General features: G+C 67.9%; 20 protein-coding genes and 3 pseudogenes. 11 read left to right on the top strand and 12 right to left on the bottom strand.

Going from position 1 to position 22,745, the window contains the following annotated elements:
* Window positions 1–285: 285 nt before the first annotated feature.
* The 4 genes from mycP to IH09_RS38295 form a co-directional block, all read right to left on the bottom strand.
* Window positions 286–1,623 carry a type VII secretion-associated serine protease mycosin gene (gene mycP / locus IH09_RS38300; protein WP_110952722.1) on the bottom strand — a complete coding sequence of 446 codons (1,338 nt, stop codon included), beginning with the start codon at window positions 1,621–1,623 and terminating at the stop codon, window positions 286–288.
* Window positions 1,624–1,898: 275 nt separating this feature from the next.
* Window positions 1,899–2,447 carry a GNAT family N-acetyltransferase gene (locus IH09_RS32090; protein WP_052861061.1) on the bottom strand — a complete coding sequence of 183 codons (549 nt, stop codon included), beginning with the start codon at window positions 2,445–2,447 and terminating at the stop codon, window positions 1,899–1,901.
* A 357-nt stretch (window positions 2,448–2,804) separates the two neighbouring features.
* Window positions 2,805–3,053, bottom strand: coding sequence for a transposase (locus IH09_RS32085; protein WP_052861060.1), 249 nt, complete (start codon window positions 3,051–3,053; stop codon window positions 2,805–2,807).
* Between the two features lie 519 nt (window positions 3,054–3,572).
* Entirely contained in the window at window positions 3,573–4,340 is a 768-nt protein-coding gene (locus IH09_RS38295) for an ISL3 family transposase (protein ID WP_110952721.1), read from the bottom strand.
* Window positions 4,341–4,510: 170 nt separating this feature from the next.
* Between IH09_RS38295 and IH09_RS32075 the strand changes: the two genes are divergently transcribed.
* From IH09_RS32075 to IH09_RS32065, 3 genes are all read left to right on the top strand, one after another.
* Window positions 4,511–4,921 carry a Rid family hydrolase gene (locus IH09_RS32075; RefSeq protein ID WP_052861058.1) on the top strand — a complete coding sequence of 137 codons (411 nt, stop codon included), beginning with the start codon at window positions 4,511–4,513 and terminating at the stop codon, window positions 4,919–4,921.
* A 693-nt stretch (window positions 4,922–5,614) separates the two neighbouring features.
* Window positions 5,615–6,046, top strand: a complete 432-nt coding sequence (locus IH09_RS32070) for a VOC family protein (protein ID WP_052861057.1) — start codon at window positions 5,615–5,617, stop codon at window positions 6,044–6,046.
* Window positions 6,047–6,591: 545 nt separating this feature from the next.
* Window positions 6,592–7,497, top strand: a complete 906-nt coding sequence (locus IH09_RS32065; RefSeq protein WP_052861056.1) for a LolA-like protein — start codon at window positions 6,592–6,594, stop codon at window positions 7,495–7,497.
* A gap of 128 nt (window positions 7,498–7,625) precedes the next feature.
* Here the strand turns inward: IH09_RS32065 and IH09_RS32060 are convergent, their stop codons facing one another.
* From IH09_RS32060 to IH09_RS32055, 3 genes are all read right to left on the bottom strand, one after another.
* Window positions 7,626–8,003: a glycosyltransferase gene (locus IH09_RS32060; RefSeq protein WP_342636975.1), complete on the bottom strand. Its 378-nt coding sequence runs from the start codon at window positions 8,001–8,003 to the stop codon at window positions 7,626–7,628.
* Between the two features lie 23 nt (window positions 8,004–8,026).
* A complete protein-coding gene (locus IH09_RS40760) occupies window positions 8,027–8,332 on the bottom strand; it encodes a hypothetical protein (protein ID WP_404827306.1) in 306 nt (101 codons plus the stop codon).
* A gap of 104 nt (window positions 8,333–8,436) precedes the next feature.
* A complete protein-coding gene (locus IH09_RS32055) occupies window positions 8,437–8,844 on the bottom strand; it encodes a MarR family winged helix-turn-helix transcriptional regulator (RefSeq protein WP_205379428.1) in 408 nt (135 codons plus the stop codon).
* 344 nt (window positions 8,845–9,188) lie between these two features.
* On the opposite strand from IH09_RS32055, the gene IH09_RS39435 reads away from it, so the two are divergent.
* Window positions 9,189–9,344: a hypothetical protein gene (locus IH09_RS39435; protein WP_190233470.1), complete on the top strand. Its 156-nt coding sequence runs from the start codon at window positions 9,189–9,191 to the stop codon at window positions 9,342–9,344.
* A gap of 483 nt (window positions 9,345–9,827) precedes the next feature.
* Here the strand turns inward: IH09_RS39435 and IH09_RS32050 are convergent, their stop codons facing one another.
* The 4 genes from IH09_RS32050 to IH09_RS32035 all read right to left on the bottom strand — a co-directional run bounded on the left by IH09_RS32050 (window position 9,828) and on the right by IH09_RS32035 (window position 14,075).
* A complete protein-coding gene (locus tag IH09_RS32050) occupies window positions 9,828–10,523 on the bottom strand; it encodes a DsbA family protein (RefSeq protein ID WP_052861053.1) in 696 nt (231 codons plus the stop codon).
* Window positions 10,524–10,584: 61 nt separating this feature from the next.
* Window positions 10,585–11,358 carry an ABC transporter permease gene (locus IH09_RS32045; protein WP_052861052.1) on the bottom strand — a complete coding sequence of 258 codons (774 nt, stop codon included), beginning with the start codon at window positions 11,356–11,358 and terminating at the stop codon, window positions 10,585–10,587.
* 2 nt (window positions 11,359–11,360) lie between these two features.
* On the bottom strand, window positions 11,361–12,350 hold the full coding sequence (locus tag IH09_RS32040; RefSeq protein ID WP_052861051.1) for an ABC transporter ATP-binding protein: 990 nt from the start codon (window positions 12,348–12,350) through the stop codon (window positions 11,361–11,363).
* 534 nt (window positions 12,351–12,884) lie between these two features.
* Complete coding sequence (locus IH09_RS32035) at window positions 12,885–14,075, bottom strand: excinuclease ABC subunit UvrA (protein WP_205379427.1); 1,191 nt, start codon at window positions 14,073–14,075, stop codon at window positions 12,885–12,887.
* Window positions 14,076–14,620: 545 nt separating this feature from the next.
* Here IH09_RS32035 and IH09_RS32030 point away from each other — a divergent pair.
* From IH09_RS32030 to IH09_RS32000, 6 genes and pseudogenes are all read left to right on the top strand, one after another.
* On the top strand, window positions 14,621–15,631 hold the full coding sequence (locus tag IH09_RS32030; RefSeq protein WP_052861063.1) for a DUF6192 family protein: 1,011 nt from the start codon (window positions 14,621–14,623) through the stop codon (window positions 15,629–15,631).
* Window positions 15,632–15,633: 2 nt separating this feature from the next.
* Window positions 15,634–16,052 (top strand): annotated as a pseudogene (locus IH09_RS32025) (RacP protein).
* 70 nt (window positions 16,053–16,122) lie between these two features.
* Window positions 16,123–16,971 (top strand): annotated as a pseudogene (locus tag IH09_RS32015) (IS5 family transposase).
* Between the two features lie 69 nt (window positions 16,972–17,040).
* Window positions 17,041–17,679, top strand: coding sequence for a TetR family transcriptional regulator (locus tag IH09_RS32010; RefSeq protein ID WP_052861048.1), 639 nt, complete (start codon window positions 17,041–17,043; stop codon window positions 17,677–17,679).
* The gene (locus IH09_RS32005) at window positions 17,676–18,419 is read left to right on the top strand and encodes a VC0807 family protein (RefSeq protein WP_190233469.1); all 744 of its coding nucleotides are present in this window, start codon (window positions 17,676–17,678) and stop codon (window positions 18,417–18,419) included. Before IH09_RS32010 ends, IH09_RS32005 begins: the two co-directional genes overlap by 4 nt.
* 678 nt (window positions 18,420–19,097) lie before the next feature.
* A pseudogene (locus tag IH09_RS32000) lies at window positions 19,098–20,554 on the top strand (NF041680 family putative transposase).
* On the opposite strand, the gene IH09_RS31995 reads toward IH09_RS32000, so the two are convergent.
* Window positions 20,502–21,662 (bottom strand): excinuclease ABC subunit UvrA, encoded by a 1,161-nt coding sequence (locus tag IH09_RS31995; RefSeq protein ID WP_205379426.1) that lies wholly within the window; start codon window positions 21,660–21,662, stop codon window positions 20,502–20,504. The pseudogene IH09_RS32000 and the gene IH09_RS31995 sit on opposite strands and share 53 nt — an antisense overlap.
* Window positions 21,663–21,738: 76 nt before the next feature.
* Between IH09_RS31995 and IH09_RS31990 the strand changes: the two genes are divergently transcribed.
* Complete coding sequence (locus tag IH09_RS31990) at window positions 21,739–22,701, top strand: WYL domain-containing protein (protein ID WP_205379425.1); 963 nt, start codon at window positions 21,739–21,741, stop codon at window positions 22,699–22,701.
* Window positions 22,702–22,745: the final 44 nt, after the last annotated feature.

The raw sequence follows: 22,745 nt of genomic DNA, 5'->3' as shown, positions 1-22,745 counted from the left end.
CTCGGCATCGCCCGCCTGCACAACCTCGCCCTGGCCGGATGACGGAGAAATGAGCTGCTCAAGCAGCATGCCGTAGATCATTTACGGGACAACGCTTAGGACGTTCGCGACAGCCGCACAGCTGAAATTCTGGACGGCACCGACATCACGCATTCAAGTTCAGTAGCCACGTGAGACGTCCTCTTAGCCATCCGGACAAAGCAGTTAGCGGGGCCGTCAGTCCGCGGAATGGCGGCCCCGCAATCCGAACGCCGGAGAAGGTAATTCCTTTGTACTTCCTCTGCGCTATTGGCCTGGTGGTTGCACGGACGGACCCGACGGATGCGAACCAGGCCACTGCTGGTAAGGATTGGGCGGCTGCGGTGCAAAGTCAGGACCACTTGGGCCGCGCCTCGATCCCCCAAAGCCGCCGGCGCCGCCTGGAGGCGGTCCGTTGCGGCGGTTTTTATTCCGAATTGCGAGGACAACGAACAAGATGGCAACAAGAGCGACGACGCCACCCGCAGCAAGGCCGATGACGGCGCCGGTGCTCATGCCCTTTTCTTGGATCCTGGCCTGCTGGTTGTCATTACCTGATTCCTTGGGGGAGTCAGCGGAAGGGGCATCTGCCAATGCCTCCAGCGGACCGTTCTTGGGGCCCGCTGGAATGTCCTTGGTCAATGCGCTGTACGGCTTGATGAATCCGTAGCCGTAGCGTGCATCGGGGAGCTTGAGATCCTTCTTGTCCTTCGGAAGGCCGGCGGTCTTCACCAGGCGGTTCGCTATCTGGCCGGCAGTCAGTTCGGGGAATTTGGAACGGAGGAGGGCGGCGGCTGCGGAGACGTAGGCTGTGGCATCAGAGGTGCCGTTCGCCAGATGATAAGGGGTCTCCGTACCGGCGGACCTAATGTAAACACCCGGTGCCGTCAGCTTGACGTGCGGACCGTAGTTGGAATATTTCCAGGTGTTGAGGTTCTTGTCGACTGCTCCGACAGCAAGGACGCCAGGCGCAGAAGCAGGGTACCGAGGACTCCCGACGCCGCTGTTGCCAGTTGCCGCAACCATCAACACATCGTGCTGACGAGCGTAGGAGATTGCCGCTTTCACGTCGTCCGACAGTTCAACCGTGCCATCACCAAAGGACATGTTGATCACGGTTGCTCCCTGATCAACTGCGTACTTCAGTGCACCAGCGTATTTAGTCTTCTCTCCAATTTGAGGAACACTGTTACCGTCTTTAACGTTGATCGCTACTGGGAGGACTTTCGCGTCTGGCGCAAGCCCCTTCACCCCATCAGATGCCCCAGGTCCATGGCCGTGACCGGCGATCAGCCCTGCCATTGCGGTACCGTGGTCTCCTTCCTCGGCCTGGCCCTGATCTCCTGTTCCACCTGTCGTGAAGTCTTTGCCCGGGAGTACGTTCCCTTTGAGGTCGGGGTGCTGGCCATTCACAGGGCCGTCGATGACAGCAACTGTGACACCTTTGCCGGTCGAGATCTTCCACACCGTTTCGGCATCAAAATTCCTCAACGGCCATTGGTCGTGCCGTACTTGATCTGCCGAAGCAACCGGCGCGGCGCCGAAGAGAAGTCCCCCCGCCACTACCGCGCTGCCCGCCGCACGCAGCGTCTGCGTGAACCTCATGCTGTAACACCTTTCCTTATAGCGCTGGAACCCGCAGCCCAAGGACTGCGGGCCCCAAGCACTTCCACACCTCGCCGACGCCCTGCGGGTGGTCGACCCGCGCGTCCTCGACAAGCATGTGGACCAGTTCTGCCAGGGCAGCAGGAAACTCGCAATCAAACCTTGCTCCGGCCGCTACCGCGCAGAGCGCGGCGGAGCGCACTCTGCCGACGCCCTTGCCGTCTGCCGCGTCGTCTGGCGGATGGGACAGAGTTGCCCAGACCCGCCCCGCGAGCTCAACCAGGCGGCGTGACCGAGGACCGCACGCCGAACCACTGCTCGGCGCCATAGTCCTCGAACCGCTCCACCTCGGTGAACCCCAGCTTCGCCGCGAGGCGCATCGCGCGGTCGTTGGCGGCCTGGGTGCAGAGCACCACCTGCTCGCCGGGAAGCGCGTCGGCGAACCAGTCGAGTACCGCTGCGCACGCCTCGGCGGCGTACCCGCGTCCCCACGCCTGCGGCAGGAACAGGTAGCCGAGCCCGGCCTCCCCGGCATCCGGACGGATGTGACCCGGATGCTCCGCGTCGCGCCGATCGAGCGTGATCATGCCGATCATCGTTCCCTCGAGATCGACCACGAAAAGGCCAGGACGCCGCCCGGCCACCTCGGGCATCGCGCGCTCGAGCTCATCGCGCGGTCGAGGGCCACCGATGTAGGTGCCCACCTCTGGCGAGGCGAACAGCTCGATGAACGCCGCACGGTCCCGGGCCTCGGACTCGCGGAGTACGAGCCGCTCGGTCCTGATCGGAGCAGGTGGCCAGGCGACGGGTCCGAGCTCAGTCATGCCGGCCAACCTAACCAGCAGGCTCGGCAGCGATCAAGACTCGCGGACCGATCAACCCACCGGCCCGGGGTCCGCCCTCACCAACAGGGCCGGGCCCTACAAGCCACGCCTGTCAGGGAGGTACCCCGAAGGTCCCCTGCCATCAAGCTGTCCGCCCCACCTCACCGGACATCCCGGATACTTCGCGCCGCACAGCACACGTCACCCGACAAGGGTGGCTCTCAATCTCACCGAAGACCGGCGGCCACAAGCGAGTCCATCCACACCATGAATGGCCCGACGTCGGCCCTCGTTCACACCGGACCCTGGCTTTCGTATGAGGGCTTGGTCCAAGTCCTGTGGCCCGGTTACGGAGCGTCAGGCGAGAGGAAAGCGCTTGCGGGGAAACGGCAAGCCAGCGCGGCCGGAAACTTGCCAATTGAACACCTTGATTCGGTTCACAGCGCCCTCGACGGGACTGGACTTCCAGTGGGTGGTGAGACCGGAGTGAACGGCGCTGTAATCGCTGTTCAGCCCGAGGGCGAAGGTGCTGATGCCGGTCGGGCTGGAGGTCATGGCCTCGGTGATCCAGTCGGTGAGGCGTTCGCCTTCCAGGAGGGTGAGCATCCCGGCGAACCAGGTGACCAGACGGGCGGTGGCGTCCGTCTAGCTCGGGGCCAGTGGGCCAGAACTGCCTTACGGCGGGTCAGCCAGCCGGTGACCTGCCGGACGGACGGAGGAGGAGGCGGTGGCGCATTATCCGGCGGGAGCAGGTCCTGCCGCTTCCATTGGGACAGCAGGCTGTAGGCGCCGGTGAGCCCCAGACGGTGATCTCGGTGTGCAGGGCTCGGCCAGTGATCTGGCCGCCGGTCTCCTCCCATCGCTGGGTCAGACAGGGCTTGAACGGGCCGAGCTTGATCCGCCGTCGGCGCCGATGTCCCTTCACCGTGTCCTGCCGTCGCTTCGCCTGGGCATAGCGGCGTACGGTACTGCGCCCCAGCTCAGGCGACGGGCGGCCTCCCACATCCTCATGCCCTGGTCGGGGAACTCGTGGACCGGGGCGCGATGGGCGCTGTGCCGGTCGGCCATCCGCCTGGTCGAGTCGGGCAGGGCCTCGCCTTTGGCGTCGTCGGGGGCTGGCGTTTCTCACTCCGGTACGGACTCCGGCTCCAGTAGCGGGAGTTCGTACAAACAGGGACGGTGGCCGGTGACGGTCCGCTTGACCGAATTGGCTATGTTCTGCCGCAAGTGGAAGCAATCTGCGACTTGTTGGGCTTGGGATGCCGCCGCGTCTGCGGCATCCACGTAGGCGCCGGCCCGGTCGCGGCAGATCACCTCGATCTCAGAATGCGCCGCCAGCCACGGCGCCGACGTCGCGGCGTCCCGCTTTGGCAGCAGATCCAGGACTCGGTGCGTGACGGCGTCGGTGATCACCGTGTCGCAGACGTGGCCCCTGTGCAGGGTGAAGTCGTCCACACCGATCGCCCGGGGCTCCGTGGGGGCCGGATCGGGCAGGTCCATCACACGGCGCAGCAAGGTGTTGCGGTGGGTAGCGATGCCGATGTGAGCGGCGATACGGGCTCCGGCCCGGCCAGTCAGCGCGAGGCTCAGCGTGTCCATCGTCGAGCGCAGACGTTCAGTGGTCCGGCCGTGTGGCCTGGTCAGGCCCGGTGCCTGCTCGATGAACGTCCGGCGTGGGCAGCCCGTGTTCGCGCAGAGGAAGCGGCGGACGCGCAACCACGCGGCGGACTGTCTCCCGACACAGGGAAGATCCGCAGAAGAACGCAGGTAGGAGGGGTGGGGTCGGCTCGACCAGTCACCGCACACAGGGCAGTGGGCGCCGGGGGCGGTGCACCGGGCCTCGATGCGTATCGCCTCGTCATTCGCCACAGCGGACTCGACCACGATGTTCACGGTCGAGGAGCGAAATCAAGGCGACTGCCATCGCCACCACTCGGCTCGCGGTCGATCTCCATCGGCAGTCATTGTGTGGACGGCCGGCGGAGAAAAGGGGAGGCGGTTTCCAACGGGGCATGGGCAGAATGTCCGCGCTCCCCGCCCGACGCGAAAGGATCCAGACAACCGTGGTTCGTGCCATCACTTTGATCCGGTCGGATTCCCTCTCCGACGTCGCCGAGTACGCCTACGCGGCCACGGCGCCCGCTGAATCGCGCCTGATATTCCTTGCCGGGGCGTGTCCGCTGAACGATGACGGTTCCACGGCAGCGATCGGGGACTACCCGGGCCAGGCAGCGAAAGCCGTCGAGAACATGCAGGCTGCCCTCGCTGCAGCCGGTGCGTCACTCCAGGACGTCATCAGTACAAGAGTCCTCGTCGCGTCAGCCCGTCAGGAGGACTTGGTGGCCGCCTGGAAGGTAGTCCGGGACGCGTTCGGTGACCACGACGTTCCCAGCACCCTGATGGGCGTCACTGTGCTCGGTTACAACGACCAGCTCGTTGAGATCGAGGCCGTCGCCGCAGTGCTCGATTCTTGAGGCCCGTTGACACGCAGGACAACGGAACGCAGCCGGGGACCGAAGATCTTGGTGACGAGAAGCCTGCCTCTGTGACAGTTGTCGCCTTCGTTCATGGCCTGGACCGCCAGTCGACTGGGTTGTGTGACAAGGGCTACCAGGGCTGGCTTCGGTGTCAAGGACGATGACCGCCTGTGGGGTGTGACCCGCCGCCGCAAAGGCGGCGGGTCACAGCCTGGCGACGCTGAAGTCGATCCGGGCCGCCCGCCCCGACGGCGCCGCCGCCATTTACGTGATCACGGACAGCGTGTCGGCGAACAAGACCCTGGTGATACGGACCTGGGCGGAGAGGAACATGGCCGAGTTGTGCCGGACGCCGAAGAGAGCGTCGTGGGCCCATCCAATCGAGGCCCAGTTCGGTTCCTCGCGTAACTTGAGTCATGGGCGGGTTCCGACCACCCCACCGCACCTTGCTCGCCCGGAAGCTCCAGGGCTACCTGCGGTGGCGCAACGCCAACGCCCGCCACTCCGACGTCCTGGCCGCGCCACGTCGCAAACGCGCCACGAACGCGCCGAGACCCGCAGCGAACGCCGGGACCGCGGGCCCGGCGGCCGCCCCCGATCCAAAACCGCATGACCAACCCCTGTACTGGCCACGGCTCCCTGCGCTGATGCATCGTGCCTATCCGAGATCGTTCGCCGAATGGAGACGCAATGGCCGCTGAAGCTCCCTTCCGGGTAGGGCTGCGTGTCGAGGACGTGACCGAGGCGGCCATCTTCTACGCGGGGCTCGGGTTCGAGCAGGCCGGGTCGATATCAAGTCCAGACGGCCGGCCGATCATGGCGATCCTGAGACGTGGTGACCTTCAGTTGCTCGTCGATTCCTTGACCGGTATGCCGTTCCCTGACAGCGACCGTGAACACATGACGAGAACCGGGCCGCGGGGCCTCGGCGTTGTCATCGGTATCGAGGTGGACAACGTCGACGCGATTGCGGACTACTGCCGCTCAGCCGGAGCCACGGTCACCACCGACCCGCTCAACGCACCGTGGGGCGAGCGATACGCCGAATGCATCGATCCGTACGACTACGCATGGAAGTTTTATCAACTGCTCCCGGACCCGCCCCAGGACAGCACTGCCTAGGACAGCTGGTTCGCCTGAGCCCCACGCGATTCCGACCATGCGAGATCGAGTGTGAAACCGGCCGCGGACAAGCCCCCCGACTCATAGCAGAGTGTCACTCCACCCGGTGAAGGTTCGTGGTCAACGCACCGGACTCCGTTGTCAACGCACCGGACTCCATTTCGGCCCGCGTCAGTGTGGAGTGTGCGGGACAGTTCACGGTCCCCATGATGGGACGAGCGAGGCCGGGGCCGCTCTGCACCACCGCCGTCAGGCTGCCCACTCCAGCCCGAACGCCGTCAGTTGCCGGAATTTCTTCTTCGTGAGCTTCAACCGGGGCCAAAACTGCCCGGTGAGAACACGCTCACCTTGATTGGACCCGCGCCGGGGGAATCCGAGGTTCGCGGATGGCGTCGTCCGCGTGGCACGAGCCGCACACGGTGACAGTGCCCCATCAGTCTGCGCCGCGGTCGATCAGCCCCGTGGGTAAATAAATCGAACATGTGCGGCGAAAGCATGTAGTCTCCATCCGTTTCCTTCATGTCTGACAAAGGACAGCAAAAGCTGTGAAGACGATCCGGAAGACCGCGATGGCGGTGACCAGCGCCGCTCTGATCATGGGCCTGACGGCGTGCGGCAGCGACACCAAGTCGTCGGAGGGCAAGGACGCCTCCAGCCGTCCCGGCGACGCGACCGGCAAGCGGGCCGACGCCCCCGCCGTGTTGAAGGCGGCCCTGGAGAAGATGGCGCAGCAGAACTCGTACCGGACGGTCGAGACGGGCAAGACCGGTAGCGAGCCTGAGTCCCGTGCCGAGATGACGTTCCAGAACGAGCCTGAGGCCACCGAGACCAAGACCTTCGGCGGGAAGTCGAAGGGCGCCGCTTCCGGTGGTACTCATATCCTGTCCGTCGGCGGGGTGTTGTACCTGGCCACGAGCGACGTACCGGGCAAGTCCTGGTACACCATGGAAGATCTCGACTCTGCCCCGAAGCCGTCGGCCCCGTCCCAGGGGAAGTCCAGGGAAAAGCCGAAGGAGAACCCCGAGCGGCGTGTCCAGGGAGCCATGAAGAAGTGGGTCAGCGCGCTGCTGGCCGTCTCCAAGGATCTCCGGCACATCGGCCGTGAAACGGTGGGCAGCCGTGCCGCCGACCACTACCGGGGCACGGTCGTTCTCGCCGACCTGGAGCGCTACGAGGGCCCGGCCATGACGAAGGACTACCGGGACCTGTACCTGCTGCAGACCAAGAAGTCCGGCATGGACAAGGCGCAGATCGACGTATGGGTCGACGAGGACGGCCTCATCGTCAAGGAGGAAGAAAAGGGGAGGACTCCCAAGGGCGACGAGCGGATCACCGAGGAGTTCTCGGACTACGGCGTGGACCCCAAGATCAAGGCGCCCGACCGCAAGGACGTCGCCAGCTGGTCGGAGTACGTGGCATCGGCAGGCAAGAAGTACCGGACACACAGCTGAGATGAGAGGAACGCGGGACGCGGCATGTGACAGTGCGTCCTGTGCCCTGTGCCCGGCGACGCGGACAACGCAGGTGGTACGCGGTCCTTCCCCGCGCCGGGTTCCGCTCCGGGACCGGTATCCCATGGCTATCGGCCCAACAGCGGGTCAGGGGAGATCAGTTCTGCCCGGGGATGGAAATCCCACAGGTCGTTGGGGACGACGACTTGTGGGGCGTTGTGCACCAGCGCGTTCTGCGCGGTGCCGAAGCTGCCTGGGTGCACGATCGCCGAGCAGGATGGCAGCAGCGCGTCCAGCGGGATGAAGTCCACCACCCGCACGTTCGCGGGAACCTTCCCGGCCTCGGCCGGCTGCCCGGCGTGGAGGGTGGCCATCACCTCGGCGTCCAACTCGCCCAGCGCCCCCAGAAGCGTCGGTAAGGAGGTCTGGCCGCCCCCATCACCTCGCGTAAGGAAAGCCCGAGGGTGAGATGGACCCGGCGCCGGGCGGGTGGATCGTGCCGCCACTCCGGCACCACGAACCGCCCGTTTTAGGGGACGTAGCGGACGGGGACCCACAGCAGGCCCGTGGGCGGACGCAGCGAGGCCGGGGCGGGGTCAATGGCCCACCGGACGGTCACCGGATCTTGCGTGAACCAGTCCCCGTAGCGAGCCGCCGTCCAGGCGAGGCATTCGGCGAGCGGGTCCTCCCGCGGCTCCCGGGGCCGGGCGAGGCCAGGTGCCGCTACCGCATCGTTCCCACCAGGTCGCGTCCGTGGAGCAGACGAGCGTGGGCGGCTCCGGAGGCGCGGGCGGCGGCCGCTCCGCGCGGCCAGGGTTCCGGACGGCACACGCATGGCGGCGGGGCCAGGGACCGGAGCTCGGCACGGCCTCGACTTCCGTTGATACGCGGGCCGTCGGACACGCCTCGCGCCTCGCGCCGGTACGCACCGGGCCGACGTCAGCGGGTGGGCAGCCAGGTCTCGTCGTCGGTGGCATGGGCCAGGACGCGCTGCAGGAGGGCGCGCAGGGTCTCGGCTTCGTCAGGAGCGAGATCGCCGAGCAGCTCCGCTTCCGCCCGCTCCAGCGGCCCGTCGATCCGGGTCAGCAGGTAGTGCGCGGTGTCGGTGATCTCCAGCCGGCGCGAGCGGTCGTCGGCGCCAGGACGCCGGCGCACATGGCCGACCTCGACGAGTTCGTTGACGAGCTGGTGCACCGACTGCCGGGCGATGCCGAGCTGGCGGGCCAGCTCGGCCATGGTCAGCTCGGGTTCCAGCGAGAGCTGGGCGAGCAGGCCATACTGGCGCACCGTCAAGTCGTAGGCCGCCAGCCGCTGGTCCATCCGGCGCGACGCGACGGTGCTCGCCACGGCCAAGAGATAGGGGATGTGTGTCCTCAAAACGGCTTCACCTCAACCTTCGGAGACCGTGATCTTCTTGCTCGGACCGTATGTCATGAGCCGCTTCCGCGCGGGAACCGATGGGCGCTCGCCGGACGTTCGAGGACCGGGACGGTTCCGGCGGGCGTCGGCGTCACGAGTGTCTCGGTGCGTACCCGGGCCGCCGAGGCGTCGAGCTCCGGCAGGAGTCTGCCAGCCTCCTTAGAGTCGGCGGATCAGTGCCTGCGCCGTGCAGGTCCCCCGGGAGCGCACCGCGCGGAGTCGTTCCCGACCACGCGGATCGGTTCGTCGCGCACTGTGGGCAGGACGGCGAAGTGCCGCTCTTCGCCTCGTGCACCGGGATGCTGCGGACCGCGTCGAAGGGGGCGCGGATCACGTACACCAACTCCTGTTCGGCGGGCCCGGACGTCCCGGCCCCGGACCTGCCGACGTTTCCCGTCCGTTCTCCCGAATGGCTCGACCCGCAGTGAACGCGGCCCATCCACCGCCCGTCGAGCGCCGGTTGCCACCCCGGTCTGCGTACGTCCATCCGATGTCGCGATCCGGGAGGGACCAGGACAGGAAACCGGAGGACGGGCGCCGTCCTCACCGGGGCGACCGGCTGGATCGGCCTCATCGTGGCCCGCTCGCTCGGCAGGGACGGCCCGCAGACCCTCCTCTGCGCGTGGGACGCCGACGCGTACGCCGTGACCGTCAACTCCTGCGCGAGAAGGGCATGGATGCCGACGGGCGGACCTGCGACGTCCGCTCCACCGAGCCGGTGGCCACCTTCGTGCACGCAGCCGTCGACCGGCACGGCCCGATCGACGCCCCCGTCGGCAACACAGGGCGCAACGCGGGCGTCCCCGCCGCCGGGCTGACGGACGAGCCGTGGCTCAACGTCGTCCACACCCGCCCCGCGAGTCCGGAGGCTCCCGCACGTCCCGTTCGACGGCCCGCCGGCGCGGGTCCGGTCACGCCGGACCGACGTCCCGTCCGGTCACGTCCGGGTCCGGGTCGGCGGGCCTTCCCCTGAGCTCGTGAAAACCGGGCGTACCCGCCACGAGCAGCGTCCCGTCCCACAGCCGCCCCGCCTCCTCCCCCTTCGGTACGCGGGAGATGACCGGCCCGAAGAAGGCCAACGGGGGGCGGTGCGGCTCCGCCGGCTCTCCGACGGTCACCACCGGCGTCCCGGGCCGCGGGCCCAGGATCCGCACGGCTTCCGCGTGCGAGACCCGTAGTTCCCCGTCGTACGCGGTGGAGGTCCCGGCCGCGGCCAGTTCCGTCGGCAGGCCCGCGTCGGTCAGGGCCAGGGCCGGATCGTTGATCCACTTTCTGCTGTTCCCGCGTTCCCCGGGGGAGTCGAGGTCGGCCCACAGCGAGGCGTGGAAGCGGCCCAGGGCCTCCTGCCCGTGGTGACGCCGCACGGCGGTGCCGATCCGCACCGGCACCATCAGGTACCCGTCGGGGTCACCCTCGGGGTCGTCGTCGCTGCCCTCGTTGAGGAGGGCCAGGCTCATCAGGTGCCAGCGCAGTTGCAGCGGGCGGACCCGGGCGGCCTCCCGCAGCCAGCGGGCGGTCAGCCAGGTGTAGGGGCAGGCGGGGTCGAACCAGACGTCCACGGTGCGGGCTCCGGGACGCGGGGCGTTCCGGAGGTCTTCGGCTGTCATGGTGCGGTGCTCCTTCGCGTACGGATTCGGGCGGCGGCGGGTGGGTTCGGGGGCCGGCGTTTCACACGGAGGCGTTGCGCATACCGCGGATGCCCGCGACGACCCCCAGCACCGCGATGGCCATGGCCGCGAGGATCCCGTACAGCACGTTCGTCTCGGCGAACCGGCCGTCGAACAGGGCGCGTTCGGCCTCGACCACATAGGTCGCGGGATTGATCCGGCTCAGGACGTAGAGCCAGGTGGGGGCCGAGGTCTGGATGATGGGTAGCAGGACGCCGGAGAGCAGCAGCAGGGGGAAGAAGATCATCTGCTGCACTCCGTAGAACAGGGTCTGCTGTTTACGGGAGTGGAGCGCCAGGGTGAAGGAGAGCGTGCCGATCCCGATCCCGAAGACGGTCAGCAGCGCCAGGCCCGCCAGGGCGCCGAGCGGGCGGAGCCGGAAGTCGGTCGGCAGCAGCAGGGCGAGGATCAACAGGGCTTGCGTCACCAGGATCACGACCTCTTTGAGGGCCCGCCCCACGAGCATCGCGGCCCGGTTGAGCGGGGTCACGAGCATCCGCTCGAAGGTCCCCGAGGACATCTCGTTGAGCAGGGAGGCCCCGGCTCCCGCGGTGGCGGAGAGTGCCAGCAGGACGAGCATGCCGGGCGCGAACCACTGCCAGCGGGAGCCCGCGCCCGTGTCCCCGCCCGCCGGGCTCATGCCGGGGAGCAGGGGAGCGAAGAGGGCGAGGAAGAGGAAGGGCAGCAGCATCGTGAAGAGGAGGCCGACCGGCTGGCGCAGTTCGGGCCCCAGCTCGCGGGCGAACGCGGTGCGGGTGTCGTTGAGCACCTTCATGGTCAGGCTCCGGGGTGCGTGGTGGTCGGGGCGGTGGCGTCGGCGCTCTCCCGCAGGGTGCGGCCGGTCAGGCTGAGGAAGACGTCGTCGAGGGTGGGGCGGGTGAGGCTGGCGGTGACCGCTCGCACTCCGATGGCATCCAAATGCCGTAGCAGGAGAGGGAGTTGGGAGTCTTCATGGAGGGTGCGGATCCGCACCTCCGTGCCGTCGGCGGTGACCTCGTGGACGGTGGGCAGGGCACGGGCGAGCTCGACGGCCCGCTCGGCGTCGGCACGGTCGGCGGTCCCCAGGGTGATGCGCCCTCCGGCCAGGTCGGCCTTGAGGTTCTCGGGGGAGTCGTCGGCGATCACCCGGCCTTGGTCGACCACCATCACCCGGCGGGCCCAGCGGTCGGCCTCCTCCAGGTAGTGGGTGGTGAAGACGATCGTGGTGCCGAACTCCCTCTGCAACCGCAGCACATGTTCCCAGATGCCGACTCGGCTGTGCGGGTCGAGTCCGGTGGTGGGCTCGTCGAGGAAGAGCAGTTCCGGCTCGTGGACCAGGGCCATGGCGATGTCCAGGCGGCGGCGCTGGCCGCCCGAGAGGGTGCCCACCGTGCGCTTGGTGAGGCCCTCCAGTTGGAGAGCGGTCAGCAGGCGTTCCGCCCGGGTACGGGACTCCGCGCGGCTCAGGCCGTACGCCCGGCCCTGGGTGATCAGCTCGTCGCCGACGCGGAAGTTGCTGCCGGCGCTGTTGCCCTGGCCGAGGTAGCCAATGCGGTGACGGACCTCCGAGGGGTCGGTCAGCACGTCGTGTCCGGCGACTTCGGCGGTGCCCGAGGTCGGCGGGAGCAGGGTGGTCAGCATCCGGAGGCTGGTGGTCTTCCCGGCGCCGTTCGGGCCGAGGAAGGCGACCACCGAGCCGGCTTCGATGTCGAGGTCCAGGCCGCGCACGGCCTCGACGGTCTCTCCTCCGGCGCGGAAACTGCGGGTGAGCCCGCGGGTGTGGATCATGGTTCTCCCGTACGGGGTTCATGGGGGCGGATCAGGGGGGGGCACGGCCCACGCCCGGACCGGCCGGCTCGGTTCCGGGACAGGGCGGGGGAAAGTCAGATGCGCTGGGCCCTTGACTTCTTCGAGCTTAGAAGCGCTAATGACGTCTTTGTCAGGCTCCCTGACAGTCTCGATCCGTCCTTCGGACCGCCCTTCGATCCGGCCTCCGCACCGCTGTCGACCGGTCCGTCGAGCGGCCCCCGAACCGCCCGCTCCGGACCGGCCGGTGTCACCCGTACCGGCGCGATTCCACCGTCCTGCCGGCGAGGACGCCCAGACCGGCCGCCGGCAAGGCGATCGGCTTCGGGCCGGACGGGAGGAACGCCGGTGTCCCCATGGGCAACGGTTCGGACGCAGGCGGTTGTTGGAGTTCGCGGCGTTCTCCGGGGGTACCGCGTGCCTCGGTGGCCCCACCGCCTCCACGCCCGGGGTGACGGGTCGGCAGCCCGCGGGGCCGGTGGTGCTCGGGCCGGACGGGCTGCGCCCTTGTCTCTCCTACCTCACGAAGTCGCGCAAGTGCCGGCCGGTCAGGGAGTGGGGGCTGGCGATCAGGCCGGCAGGTGGCCCCTGATAGAGGATGCGCCCGCCGTCGGCGCCTGCGCCGGGGCCGAGGTCGATGACATGGTCGGCGTGGGCGATGACGCGCTGGTTGTGTTCGATGGCGATGACGGTGGCGCCGGAGTCGACGAGTCGGTCGAGCAGCGTCAGCAGGTCGTCGACGTCGTTTCCGTGGAGTCCTGCGGTGGGTTCGTCGAGCACGATCCGCTGGTGAGCCGACTCGGTGGTCGAGAGGTGCCGTGCGAGGAGGAGGCGTTGCCGTTCTCCTCCGGAAAGGGTGTCGAGGCTCTGTCCGATGGTGAGGTAGCCGAGCCCGACCTGGTCGAGCCAGGCGAGTCGCCGGGTGATCTCGGGGTGGTCGGAGAAGAGGTCCTTGGCCCGGCTGGCGTTCATCGACAGGGTTTGGGCAATGGTGTGGCCGTGGAGTCCGGCGGCGAGGGTAGTGGGGTTGAAGCGGCTGCCGTCGCAGGCTTCGCAGGTTGTTCGCACGTCGTCGAGGAAGGCCAGGTCCGTGACGACGATGCCTCTGCCCTTGCACACGGGGCAGGCGCCTCGCGAATTGGCGCTGAACCACGAGGGGTGCAGCCCCGTGGCGTAGCTGAATGCCTCGCGAACCGGCTCGGCGATGTCGAGCACGGTCGCCGGCGTCGATCGGATTCCACCGTGCAGCGGCACCTGCCCGATGACCGTGAAGCCGGGGTGTTGGCGCGGCAGCTCCGAGGCGATCAGGGTGCTCTTGCCCGAGCCGGCGACACCCGTGACCGCGGTGAGCACTCGGAGTGGGACGTCCACGGTGATGCCGTGGAGATTGTGCGCGGTGGCGTGGCTGATCGTCACCACCTCGCGCGCGGTGCGCGGGCGGTCGTTGACCCGGATGCGGGTGTGCAGCATCCGGCCTGTTGCCGTGCGTGTCGCGCCGATCTCGGCGGGTGTGCCCTCGAACTGGATGAGCCCGCCGTCGGTGCCCGCGCCGGGGCCGAGGTCGATGATGTGGTCGGCGGCGGCGATGACGGCCGGGTGGTGCTCGACGACGAGCACCGTGTTGTGTGCGTCGCGCAACTGCGTGAGCAGAGTGAGCAGACGGTGGACGTCGTGCGGATGCAGACCGGCGCTCGGCTCGTCGAACACGTAGCAGACATCGCTCAGTACGTGTTTCTGATGCCCGGTTCCGAGTAGCCTTGGGTCCTACGCTGGCGTGGTGTTCAAGGGCACCGGGCGGGCCGGGGAGAGGAACTGTCGGGCTTGTGGTGAACGCCTTCGGCCGAGCGCCCGGCCTGATGCGTCGTTCTGTTCGTCGGCATGTCGTGCCAGGCAGTGGCGTACGGAACGGCGGTTGCGGAAGCGGCTGGCAGCCGTACAGGGCGGTGTCGGTGAGGTCGAGTGTCCCGAGTGCGGGGCTCGTTGGGTGGCCGGCGTCGACCGCCGCTCGGACGCCGTGTTCTACTCGCGGCAGTGCGTCGTGAGGTCCTGGAGGCGGCGGAAGGAATCGTTCGCCGAACGGTCACAGTAACCACTGAACGAACGCCTCCGAGAGCCAATTTCGTTCACCATTCGGTCATTTGCAATCACTCGTTGCGATCTTCCGATTTGCGGTTTGACTCTCGGTTTCAAGCGGGTCGTGTCCACGTCATGGACTTCGGGACCGTGCGGCGGCCCGCAGGGTGGTGAACACCATGTCGGAGGAAACCGAGAAGGTCGGAAACGTCAGCCACCAGCGTTACGAGCAGATCGTGGCCGAGCTGCGGCAAGTGGTTGAACAGCAGACTCAGGGACAGTTCACGATCGGCGATCGCGCCTTGGAGATCGAACCGATGCGTGGGGCCGACGACGGCCGGGAAGCCTTGCCGGGACGGGACCTGTTCACCGTCCGGCAGGCCCTGACCCGGCTGGCGGAGGACATCGGGTTGCGCCGCACCACGGTGGAGAACGCGCGGTGGACAGCGTCGCGTTGGCCGAAGGAACATCGTCAGGCCGGGGTGTCGTTCACCGTTCACCGGGTCCTGGGCAGCATTCCTGGCGAGGAAGAGCGGTTCGCCTCGATCAAGACCCCGCCGGAGGGCAAGAAGCGGTGGACGGTCGACGACGCCAACCGGCGCGTCGGCCGACAGGTGGAGAACCCCACCTCACCGCAGGAGAAGATCACCGCGATCCACACCTTGGCCCGGGACGAGGAAGTCGCCGCGGTGGTCACCACCGACTTCCTGAGGCGGCCAGCGGTCGCCGCCCAGGTCAAGCCGGAGGACAGGGTCCGAGTGGTGGAGGAGTTCACCCGGGACGACCACGTCGCCGCCCAGGTGACCACCGGCCTGCTGCGGCGTCCAGACGTCGCGTTCAAAGCGATGAGCGACGACACCGCCCGGCTCCAGGTCAACCATGCCCAGGTCGAGCGGGGCCGACAGGCCCGCGAGCACTTCGAGGACACCAGCCCGGTCGCGCCAGCAGTCCGTCACATCGACCGCAGTGTGGAGTTCTTGGACCTGGTCACCGCCTGCCACTCCTTCGTGACCGCGGCCGGCCGGGCCGTTCCCGGCCTGCGGGACCGCACACTGGGCGAGGACGAACGCACCATCGTGCACGAGAACATCGCCAAGGTCCGAGCGACGCTGGACTGGATCGAGACTGCGGTCGACACCGGCAAGGTCGACATGGACGGCGAGCTCGCCCGCATGCTGCGAGGCGAGTGAGGATGCCCCGCGCCTCACGGCGACGGGGCGAGGCCGCCCAGCGGCATGCGGACACCCTTCGGTTCGTGCTGTTCGAGGCCCGGCCCGCCGGGCTGCTGTTCCCTCAGCTGGTCCGCGCCAGCGGACTGTCCCCCAGCCAGGTCCGCTCCGGGCTTGCGGCCTTCCGCGACATCATCGCCGCCAACGGCTGGCCCCGCTGATCTGGACCAGGGCCGATGGCTATCAGCTCGGCGCGGAGTTGGCCGCCCTTCAGGCATACGAGAGGGCCGTGCTCACCGAGAAGCTCACCGAGTTCCGCCGGTTCATCACCGGCACCGTTGCTCCGCACGCTGCCGCCCACCCGAGCGACAAGTGGGTGAAGCACATCATCGCCCAGCTCAACTCGATCGAGTCCACCCTCGACCTCGTCGTCTCTTCCTGACCACCAACGGGCGGGGCGCCCGGCCAAGGGCCGGGCGCCCCGCCCCAACCGCCACCGGAGGGAGCCCGCCATGCGCAAGCGCCGCTATCCCTCCGACACCACCAACGCCGAATGGGCCCTGATCGAACCGCTGTTGCCGACCCCAGCCTGCGAGACGCTCGCGGGCGGACGGCCGGAGAAGCACCCGCGACGCGAGATCGTCGACGCCATCCGCTACGTCGTGGACACCGGCTGCAAATGGCGGGCCCTCCCCGCGGACTTCCCGCCATGACGCACAGTCTGGGGCTTCATGGCCCGGTGGGCCGCCGCCGGCGTCATCGGGCAGATCCGCGACGCGCTGGCCAGCCGGATCCGCCGCGAGATGGGCAAAGGCCCCCGCGCGGTCGCCACCGTCATCGACTCCCAGTCGGTCAAGGCAGCCGAGACCGTCGGCCGCGACTCCCGCGGCTACGACGCGGGCAAGAAGATCAACGGCCGCAAGCGCCACATCGTCGTCGACACCCGCGGCCTGCCGCTGCTGGTCATGGTCACCCCGGCCGACCTGCACGACAGCGCCGCCGCCAAGGAAGTCCTCTTCCGCCTCCGCCTCATGCACCCCGAGATCACCATCGTCTGGGCCGACTCCGCCTATGCCGGCAAGCTCGTCGACTGGGCGAAACAGCACCTCAACCTCACGATCAAGCCGGTCAGCCGACCCAAGGACGCCTCCGGCTTCGTCGTACTCCCTCGTCGGTGGGTCGTCGAACGCAGTCTTGCGTGGATGATGCACGCGCGCCGACACGCCCGGGACTACGAACGGCTCGTTCAACACTCCGAGACGCTGATCACCTGGGCAGCCATCACCCTCATGACCAGGCGCCTCGCCCGGAAAGGCGCCACCCCCAGCTGGCCAAGGAACCCGGCGCCGGCCGGCGGTTAGACGCGTTCGAACGCCGCGATGCTATGTGGATCCGTCGCAAAGCTGGAGCGCGCATGCTACGTTTTTACCGTGCGGTCAAAAAATCGAGCAAGCGGTAAACAAGAGAGAACCTTCATCGAAGAGGCGCGGCGGGCGCAGTTGGTGGACTGTGCGATCGAGGCCATCGCGGACGTGGGGTTGCACCGGGCGTCGCTGGCCGAGATCGCGCGGCGGGCGGGGATCACCAAGCAGGCGATCTTCTACCACTTCGCCACGCGTGACGCGTTGATCCATGAGGTCCTCGCCGTGGTCACGAAGCAAGGGGCGGAGTTCATGGCCGCGCGATCACGCCAAGAGCACACACCTGCTGATGAGTTGCGGGCGTACATCGAGGCCAATGTCGAATACATCGGCAGTCACCGCGAGCGGGTCAAGGCGCTGGTGGCGATCGCGATGAACTTCACCGACGAGGACGGCCGCTCCCGGCTTCTGCCGCTCGACGCGTCGGTCTACGGCGACAGCCTCGCCCCGCTGCAGGACATCCTGCAACGCGGCCAGGAGCAGGGCCAGTTCGTCGAGTTCAACACCCGCACCATGGCCATGTCGATCCGCGCGGCGATCGACGCGATCGGACCGCAACTGAACGCGATTGGCGACCTCGACCTGGACGGCTACGCCCGCGATCTGGTGGAGCTGTTCGACCGAGCAACGGCGAGGGTGCGGGCGTGAGCCCGCACGTCGACGACACCGAACCAGCCAAGGGGGAGTTAAGAGTGCACGGAACAGGTGGCGCGAACAACGATCACCATGGTGGCACCACCGCCACCCACGGGCGCCCCGAGGGGTCGGAACCGTCAGGGGCACAAGCATGGACGGCGCTGGCGCTTGATGTGGCGATTCCGCTCGCGGTGTTCTACGGGAGCCGGGCCGCGGGGATCGATCAGTGGCTGTCGTTGGTTCTCGCGGGCATAGCCCCGCTTGCCAGCGTCCTCATGACGTGGGTGCGACAGCGGCGCGCGGATCCGACCGCAATGTTCGTGATCGCTGCGATGATGCTCTCGGTACTCGTCGCCATGGTCACCGGTGACCCCCGAGCACTGCTGGCACGGGAGAGCTGGGTCACCGCGGCGCTGGGCCTGTGGATCCTCGGCTCCCTGGCGATGGCCCGCCCCTTCCTCCTGGACGTGGCCATCAAAGTCACTCCGACTGGCACGGCGCAACGCCTAAACGGTCTTTGGCACAGCACCCCCGTCGTCCGCCGATGGATGCAAGTGGCCAGTGCGGCATGGGGAATTGCCTTCCTCATCGACGCCATCGCCCGCGTGGTAATGGCCTACACGCTCCCCATCGACAGCGTGCCCTCGCTGGGTGTCGTGGTGCTGGTCGTCCTGCTGGGCATGGCACAGACCCTCGTAACGGTGCACGGCCGCCGCAGCGGCGCCCTCGCCCTGATACGCGACCGCGGCTGATACCACCGCGCACCTTCGTGCCCCCGCCGGCGTCCGCGTGGCTATCCGTCACATTCTCCTGCCTAACGCCCACTGCCGCCCGCCACGCATCTTCGACGCTCCGAGTTGAGAAACACGTACTCAGCTTGGCATTTAACCTGTGGCGGTGAGGTTGCTTTGCAGGGAAGCTGAGGTGCGTGACCGTTTCTCCCTCTTCCGACTCGTCGACCTCGCGTGATCGGCTGGCTGTCGAACTCGTCAAGGGCTGTTCCCTGCTTGAGGAGTGGCCCACGAAGGCGTTGCCCGCAGGCAGCCGGGTCACAGTGGTCCGTGATCCGGAGTGGGACGGACCCTGGCAGATCGAGTTCACGGGGATGATTGACGCGATGGGTGCCCCCGAGCCCGTAGAGCACGTACGTGCACACGACGGCGAGTTGGCGTACTGGGTCACCTTCGACGCCCCGCAATACGACTGTGACGGGGCCGGGCCATACCGAAAGGCCCAGGTCTGGGGCCGATATCTGCGCCCCGAACCGGCACCGTGTGCTGCGTGCTGCGTAGGACCGATGCCCATGGACTGGCCTCGAACGTCGCTCCGAACTTGATCGCCCGGACGGGCATTCGCCGGTCGGGGAAGTCGCCTTCGGTTGATCATGTGCTCCGACCAAGGACACGCATGTTCAGCACGAAGGCCGTGGCATGAGTCTGTTGCACAACGCCGCTCTGGTGGAGCCGTTCGCGGAACTGTCACGCTTCCGGAGCGAGTTCTATTCGTGTCTGGTCTCGCGTGCGGACGCGCTGTTCGAGCTGGCGGATGCGGTGTTGTGTGCGGACGGACCCGTTAGGTCGCTGGTCGAGTTGTCGCTGGTGGGCGAGCATCGCCGCGGGCACGGCAGCCTGTACGCCGCCCTGGCCGCCGGTCGGGCGGACGTGTCCCGACTGCGGCGGGCCGTGGCCGGGGTGCCCTTGCCACGGGCGGCCGACGGCCGCCTGGTGCTGGCCGCCGACATCACCTGCTGGCTGCGACCGGATGCGCATACCTCGCCCGAGCGGGTCCTGTGCCACACCTATGGCCGTGGCAAGGACCAGCACATCCCCGTTCCGGGCTGGCCGTACTCGGTGATCTGCGCGCTGGAGACGGGCCGCACTCCTGGACCGCGCCGCTGGACGCGCTGCGGCTCGCGCCGGGTGATGACGGTGCCACAGTGACCGCGCGGCAGATGCGCGAGCTCATCGAGCGCCTCATCGAATCAGGACAATGGAGTCAGGGCGACCCGGACATCCTCATCGTGGTCGACGCCGGCTATGACGTACCGCGTCTGGCCTTCCTCCTCAAAGACCTGCCGGTGCAGGTGCTGGGACGGATGCGCTCGGACCGTGTCCTGCGCCGGGCCGCACCACCCCGCGAGACCCACACCATGGGCCGCCCGCCGCGTCACGGCGGCGAGTTCGTCTTCGGGGACCCGGCCACCTGGGGCAGACCTGACACCGAGACGGTGGCGGAGACCCGCCTCTACGGGAAGGCCAGCGCACAGGCATGGGATCGACTCCACCCGCGGCTGACCCACCGCTCCGCCTGGACCGCCCAGTTGGGCACCCTCCCGGTCATCGAGGGCACTGTGATCCATCTCAAGGTCCAGCGGCTGCCCAGCGGAGCAACCCCGAAGCCGGTATGGCTGTGGTGGTCGGGCACCGGTGCCACCAGCGAGGACGTCGACCGGCTCTGGCAGGCATTCCTGCGGCGCTTCGACATCGAGCACACCTTCCGGTTCTTCAAACAGACCCTGGGCTGGACCTGTCCGAAGATCCGCACTCCCGAGGCCGCAGATCGATGGACCTGGCTGATCCTCGCGGTCTATGCCCAGCTCCGACTCGCCCGGCCGCTGGCAGCCGATCTACGCCGCCCCTGGGAGAAGCCCAGCGAACCGCACAAACTCACCCCTAGCCGCGTCCGCCGCGACTTCCGGCACCTCCGACCCAAGGCCGCATGCCCCGCCGGCGCACCGAAACCCACCAGCCCAGGACCGGGGCGGCCACCAGGCCGCAAGAACGCCCGCCCCACCCCACGTCACGACGTCCACACAGTCCGCAAAAGGGACACTGTTAAACGGAAGAAGAAGCCGTCAGCCACCCCTCGCCCACGGCGCACAGGTTAAAGATCAAGCTCAGAGCACTGCCGAGATGCCGGACGATCTTGACCCGCTGGGCCTCGCCACCGGAGAGGGTGTTCGAGGCGCGATCGAGGCTGAGGTAGCCCAGCCCCACCGATTTCATCGCGTCGAGCCGCTCCCGAATCGTCCGGACGAGCGGTGCGACGGACGGGAACCGAAGGGCAGCGACGATCCGGCGCAGTTCACCGATGGGTGTGGCCGTCCAGTCCGCGATGGACCGGCCGTCGATCAGGCTGGCCCTGGCTGTTGCGTTGAGCCGCGTTCCGCCGCATTCCGGGCACGTGGAGCGGGTGACGACGCGGTCGAGAGCGGTCTTCTCCTCGTCGGTGAGCCGAGAGGGAGTCTTGCGCAGGTAGCTGGTACGCAGTCGGGGGACGACACCGTCGAACCTCCCGGCTTTCGGGTATTCCGGATCGGGATCGGAGAGGCGAAGCCCTTCCGCGTGGAGCAGCGTGTCCAGACCGGCCGCCGGGAGTGCGGCCAACGGCTGGTCGGGGTCGACGAGCCCGGAGTGGACCATGCGTTTCCAGCGGTAGGTTCCCGGCGCGAACGTCGGGAACCGAATCGCGCCCTCGCGCAGGCTCCGTCTCCGATCGAGCAGCAGGTCCAGGTCGATATCGTCCACGACACCGAGACCTTCGCACCGTGGGCACATCCCGCCGGGGTCGTTGAAGGAGTACGCCGGGGAGAATCCCGCCACCGGGCTGCCGATGCGCGAGAACAGCAAGCGCAACAAGGGGGCGATATCGCTCGCGGTGCCCACGGTCGAGCGCGCGTTGCCGGTGAACGGACGCTGGTCCACGATCGTGGTGAACATCAGCCCATCGAGCCGGTCGACGTCGGCCGCTCTCCCGTGAGGCAGCCGGTTGCGGACGAACAGCGGATAGGTGTCGGACACCAGACGCTGCGCCTCGGTCGCGATCGTGCCGAACGCCAGCGATGACTTACCCGATCCGGATACGCCGGTGAACACCGTGATCCGGTGTTTCGGCACCCGCACCGAGACATCGCGCAGGTTGTTCGTCCGGGCCCCTTCGATCCTGATCCACTGCTCTCTGTCCTGGGGCTCATCCGTTGCCGCGGTGGTCGTCATGCTCTCCACGCTACGATGAGATGTGGACCGATAATGGCCACAATTTCCCGTCGCTCCAGGGTGAGGAGAAAGCGCTGTGCCGGCACCCAGAGAACGGATGCTCCGGCTGTTGTCGCTGTTGCAGAGCGGCCGGCGCTGGCCGGCAGGCGAACTCGCCGCCGCCATGGAGACGACCGGCCGGACGCTCCGTCGCGACATCGAGCACCTGCGCGAGATGGGGTATCCCGTCCAGAGCGTCCGGGGACCGGGCGGCCACTACCAGCTCGTCGCGGGCCAGGCCCTGCCCCCACTGATGCTGGAAGACGACGAAGCGATCGCCGCGATCCTCGGTCTCAAACTCGCCGCCGCCGACAGCACCGGCACCGACGTCACCACCGAAGCGGCCCAACGCGCGGTCAGCAAACTCCGACGCATCCTTCCCGCGCGGCTGACGCGCAGGACCGACCAGGTCCTTGCAGCCGTCGAAGTGGGCAGCGCCGACTATCCCCAGCCCACGCCTGAACAGGTGGGCTCTCTCGCCGAAGCCATCTCGACGCATCGGCGCCTCACCTTCACCCACACCGGCAAGCGAGGCACGCGGCATCGCACGGTCGAACCGGTGCGTCTGGTGCGTATGAGCCGACGCTGGTACCTCTTCGCCTGGGACCGCGACCGGGAGGACTGGCGCACGTTCAGACTCGATCGGATCACCGATACCGCGGTCACGACCTCGACATTCGTCCCGAGGCACGCGCCCGCGGAGGACCTCGTAGGCTATCTGCGAGACCACTTCCACGGCAGCGACAGCCTGCACCGCGTCGTGCTCATCCTCCATACGAGCGCCCCCGACGCGGCATCACGCCTGTACCGCATCGACGGAGTACTCGAACCGCTCACCGAGAACCGATGCCGCTACATCGCGCACGTCGACTCCTACGAGTGGCTCACGCTCGTCCTGGTGCTCACCGGCATTGAGTGCACCATCGAAGAACCCGACGACTTCCGCGACCACGTCTCCGCCGCGGCGCACCGTCTCCTGCGCGCGACCGCGACGGACTGAGCAGAGACCGGCGTCGGCGCCCGGACCGTGCCGCCGCCTTCGGC

Origin of the sequence: Streptomyces celluloflavus (assembly GCA_000720995.1) — a bacterium.
GTDB lineage: Bacteria > Actinomycetota > Actinomycetes > Streptomycetales > Streptomycetaceae > Streptomyces > Streptomyces celluloflavus.
Note: the sequence above shows the minus strand (reverse complement) of the source record. Positions and strands in the feature narration are given on the sequence as shown.

Coding starts and splice junctions, on each gene's coding strand:
- mycP (WP_110952722.1), bottom strand. CDS start 1,623: ATGAGGTTCACGCAGACGCTGCGTGCGGCGGGCAGCGCGGTAGTGGCG.
- IH09_RS32090 (WP_052861061.1), bottom strand. CDS start 2,447: ATGACTGAGCTCGGACCCGTCGCCTGGCCACCTGCTCCGATCAGGACC.
- IH09_RS32085 (WP_052861060.1), bottom strand. CDS start 3,053: ATGCTCACCCTCCTGGAAGGCGAACGCCTCACCGACTGGATCACCGAG.
- IH09_RS32070 (WP_052861057.1), top strand. CDS start 5,615: ATGGCCGCTGAAGCTCCCTTCCGGGTAGGGCTGCGTGTCGAGGACGTG.
- IH09_RS40760 (WP_404827306.1), bottom strand. CDS start 8,332: ATGCGTGTGCCGTCCGGAACCCTGGCCGCGCGGAGCGGCCGCCGCCCG.
- IH09_RS32050 (WP_052861053.1), bottom strand. CDS start 10,523: ATGACAGCCGAAGACCTCCGGAACGCCCCGCGTCCCGGAGCCCGCACC.
- IH09_RS32045 (WP_052861052.1), bottom strand. CDS start 11,358: ATGAAGGTGCTCAACGACACCCGCACCGCGTTCGCCCGCGAGCTGGGG.
- IH09_RS32040 (WP_052861051.1), bottom strand. CDS start 12,350: ATGATCCACACCCGCGGGCTCACCCGCAGTTTCCGCGCCGGAGGAGAG.
- IH09_RS32030 (WP_052861063.1), top strand. CDS start 14,621: ATGTCGGAGGAAACCGAGAAGGTCGGAAACGTCAGCCACCAGCGTTAC.
- IH09_RS31995 (WP_205379426.1), bottom strand. CDS start 21,662: ATGACGACCACCGCGGCAACGGATGAGCCCCAGGACAGAGAGCAGTGG.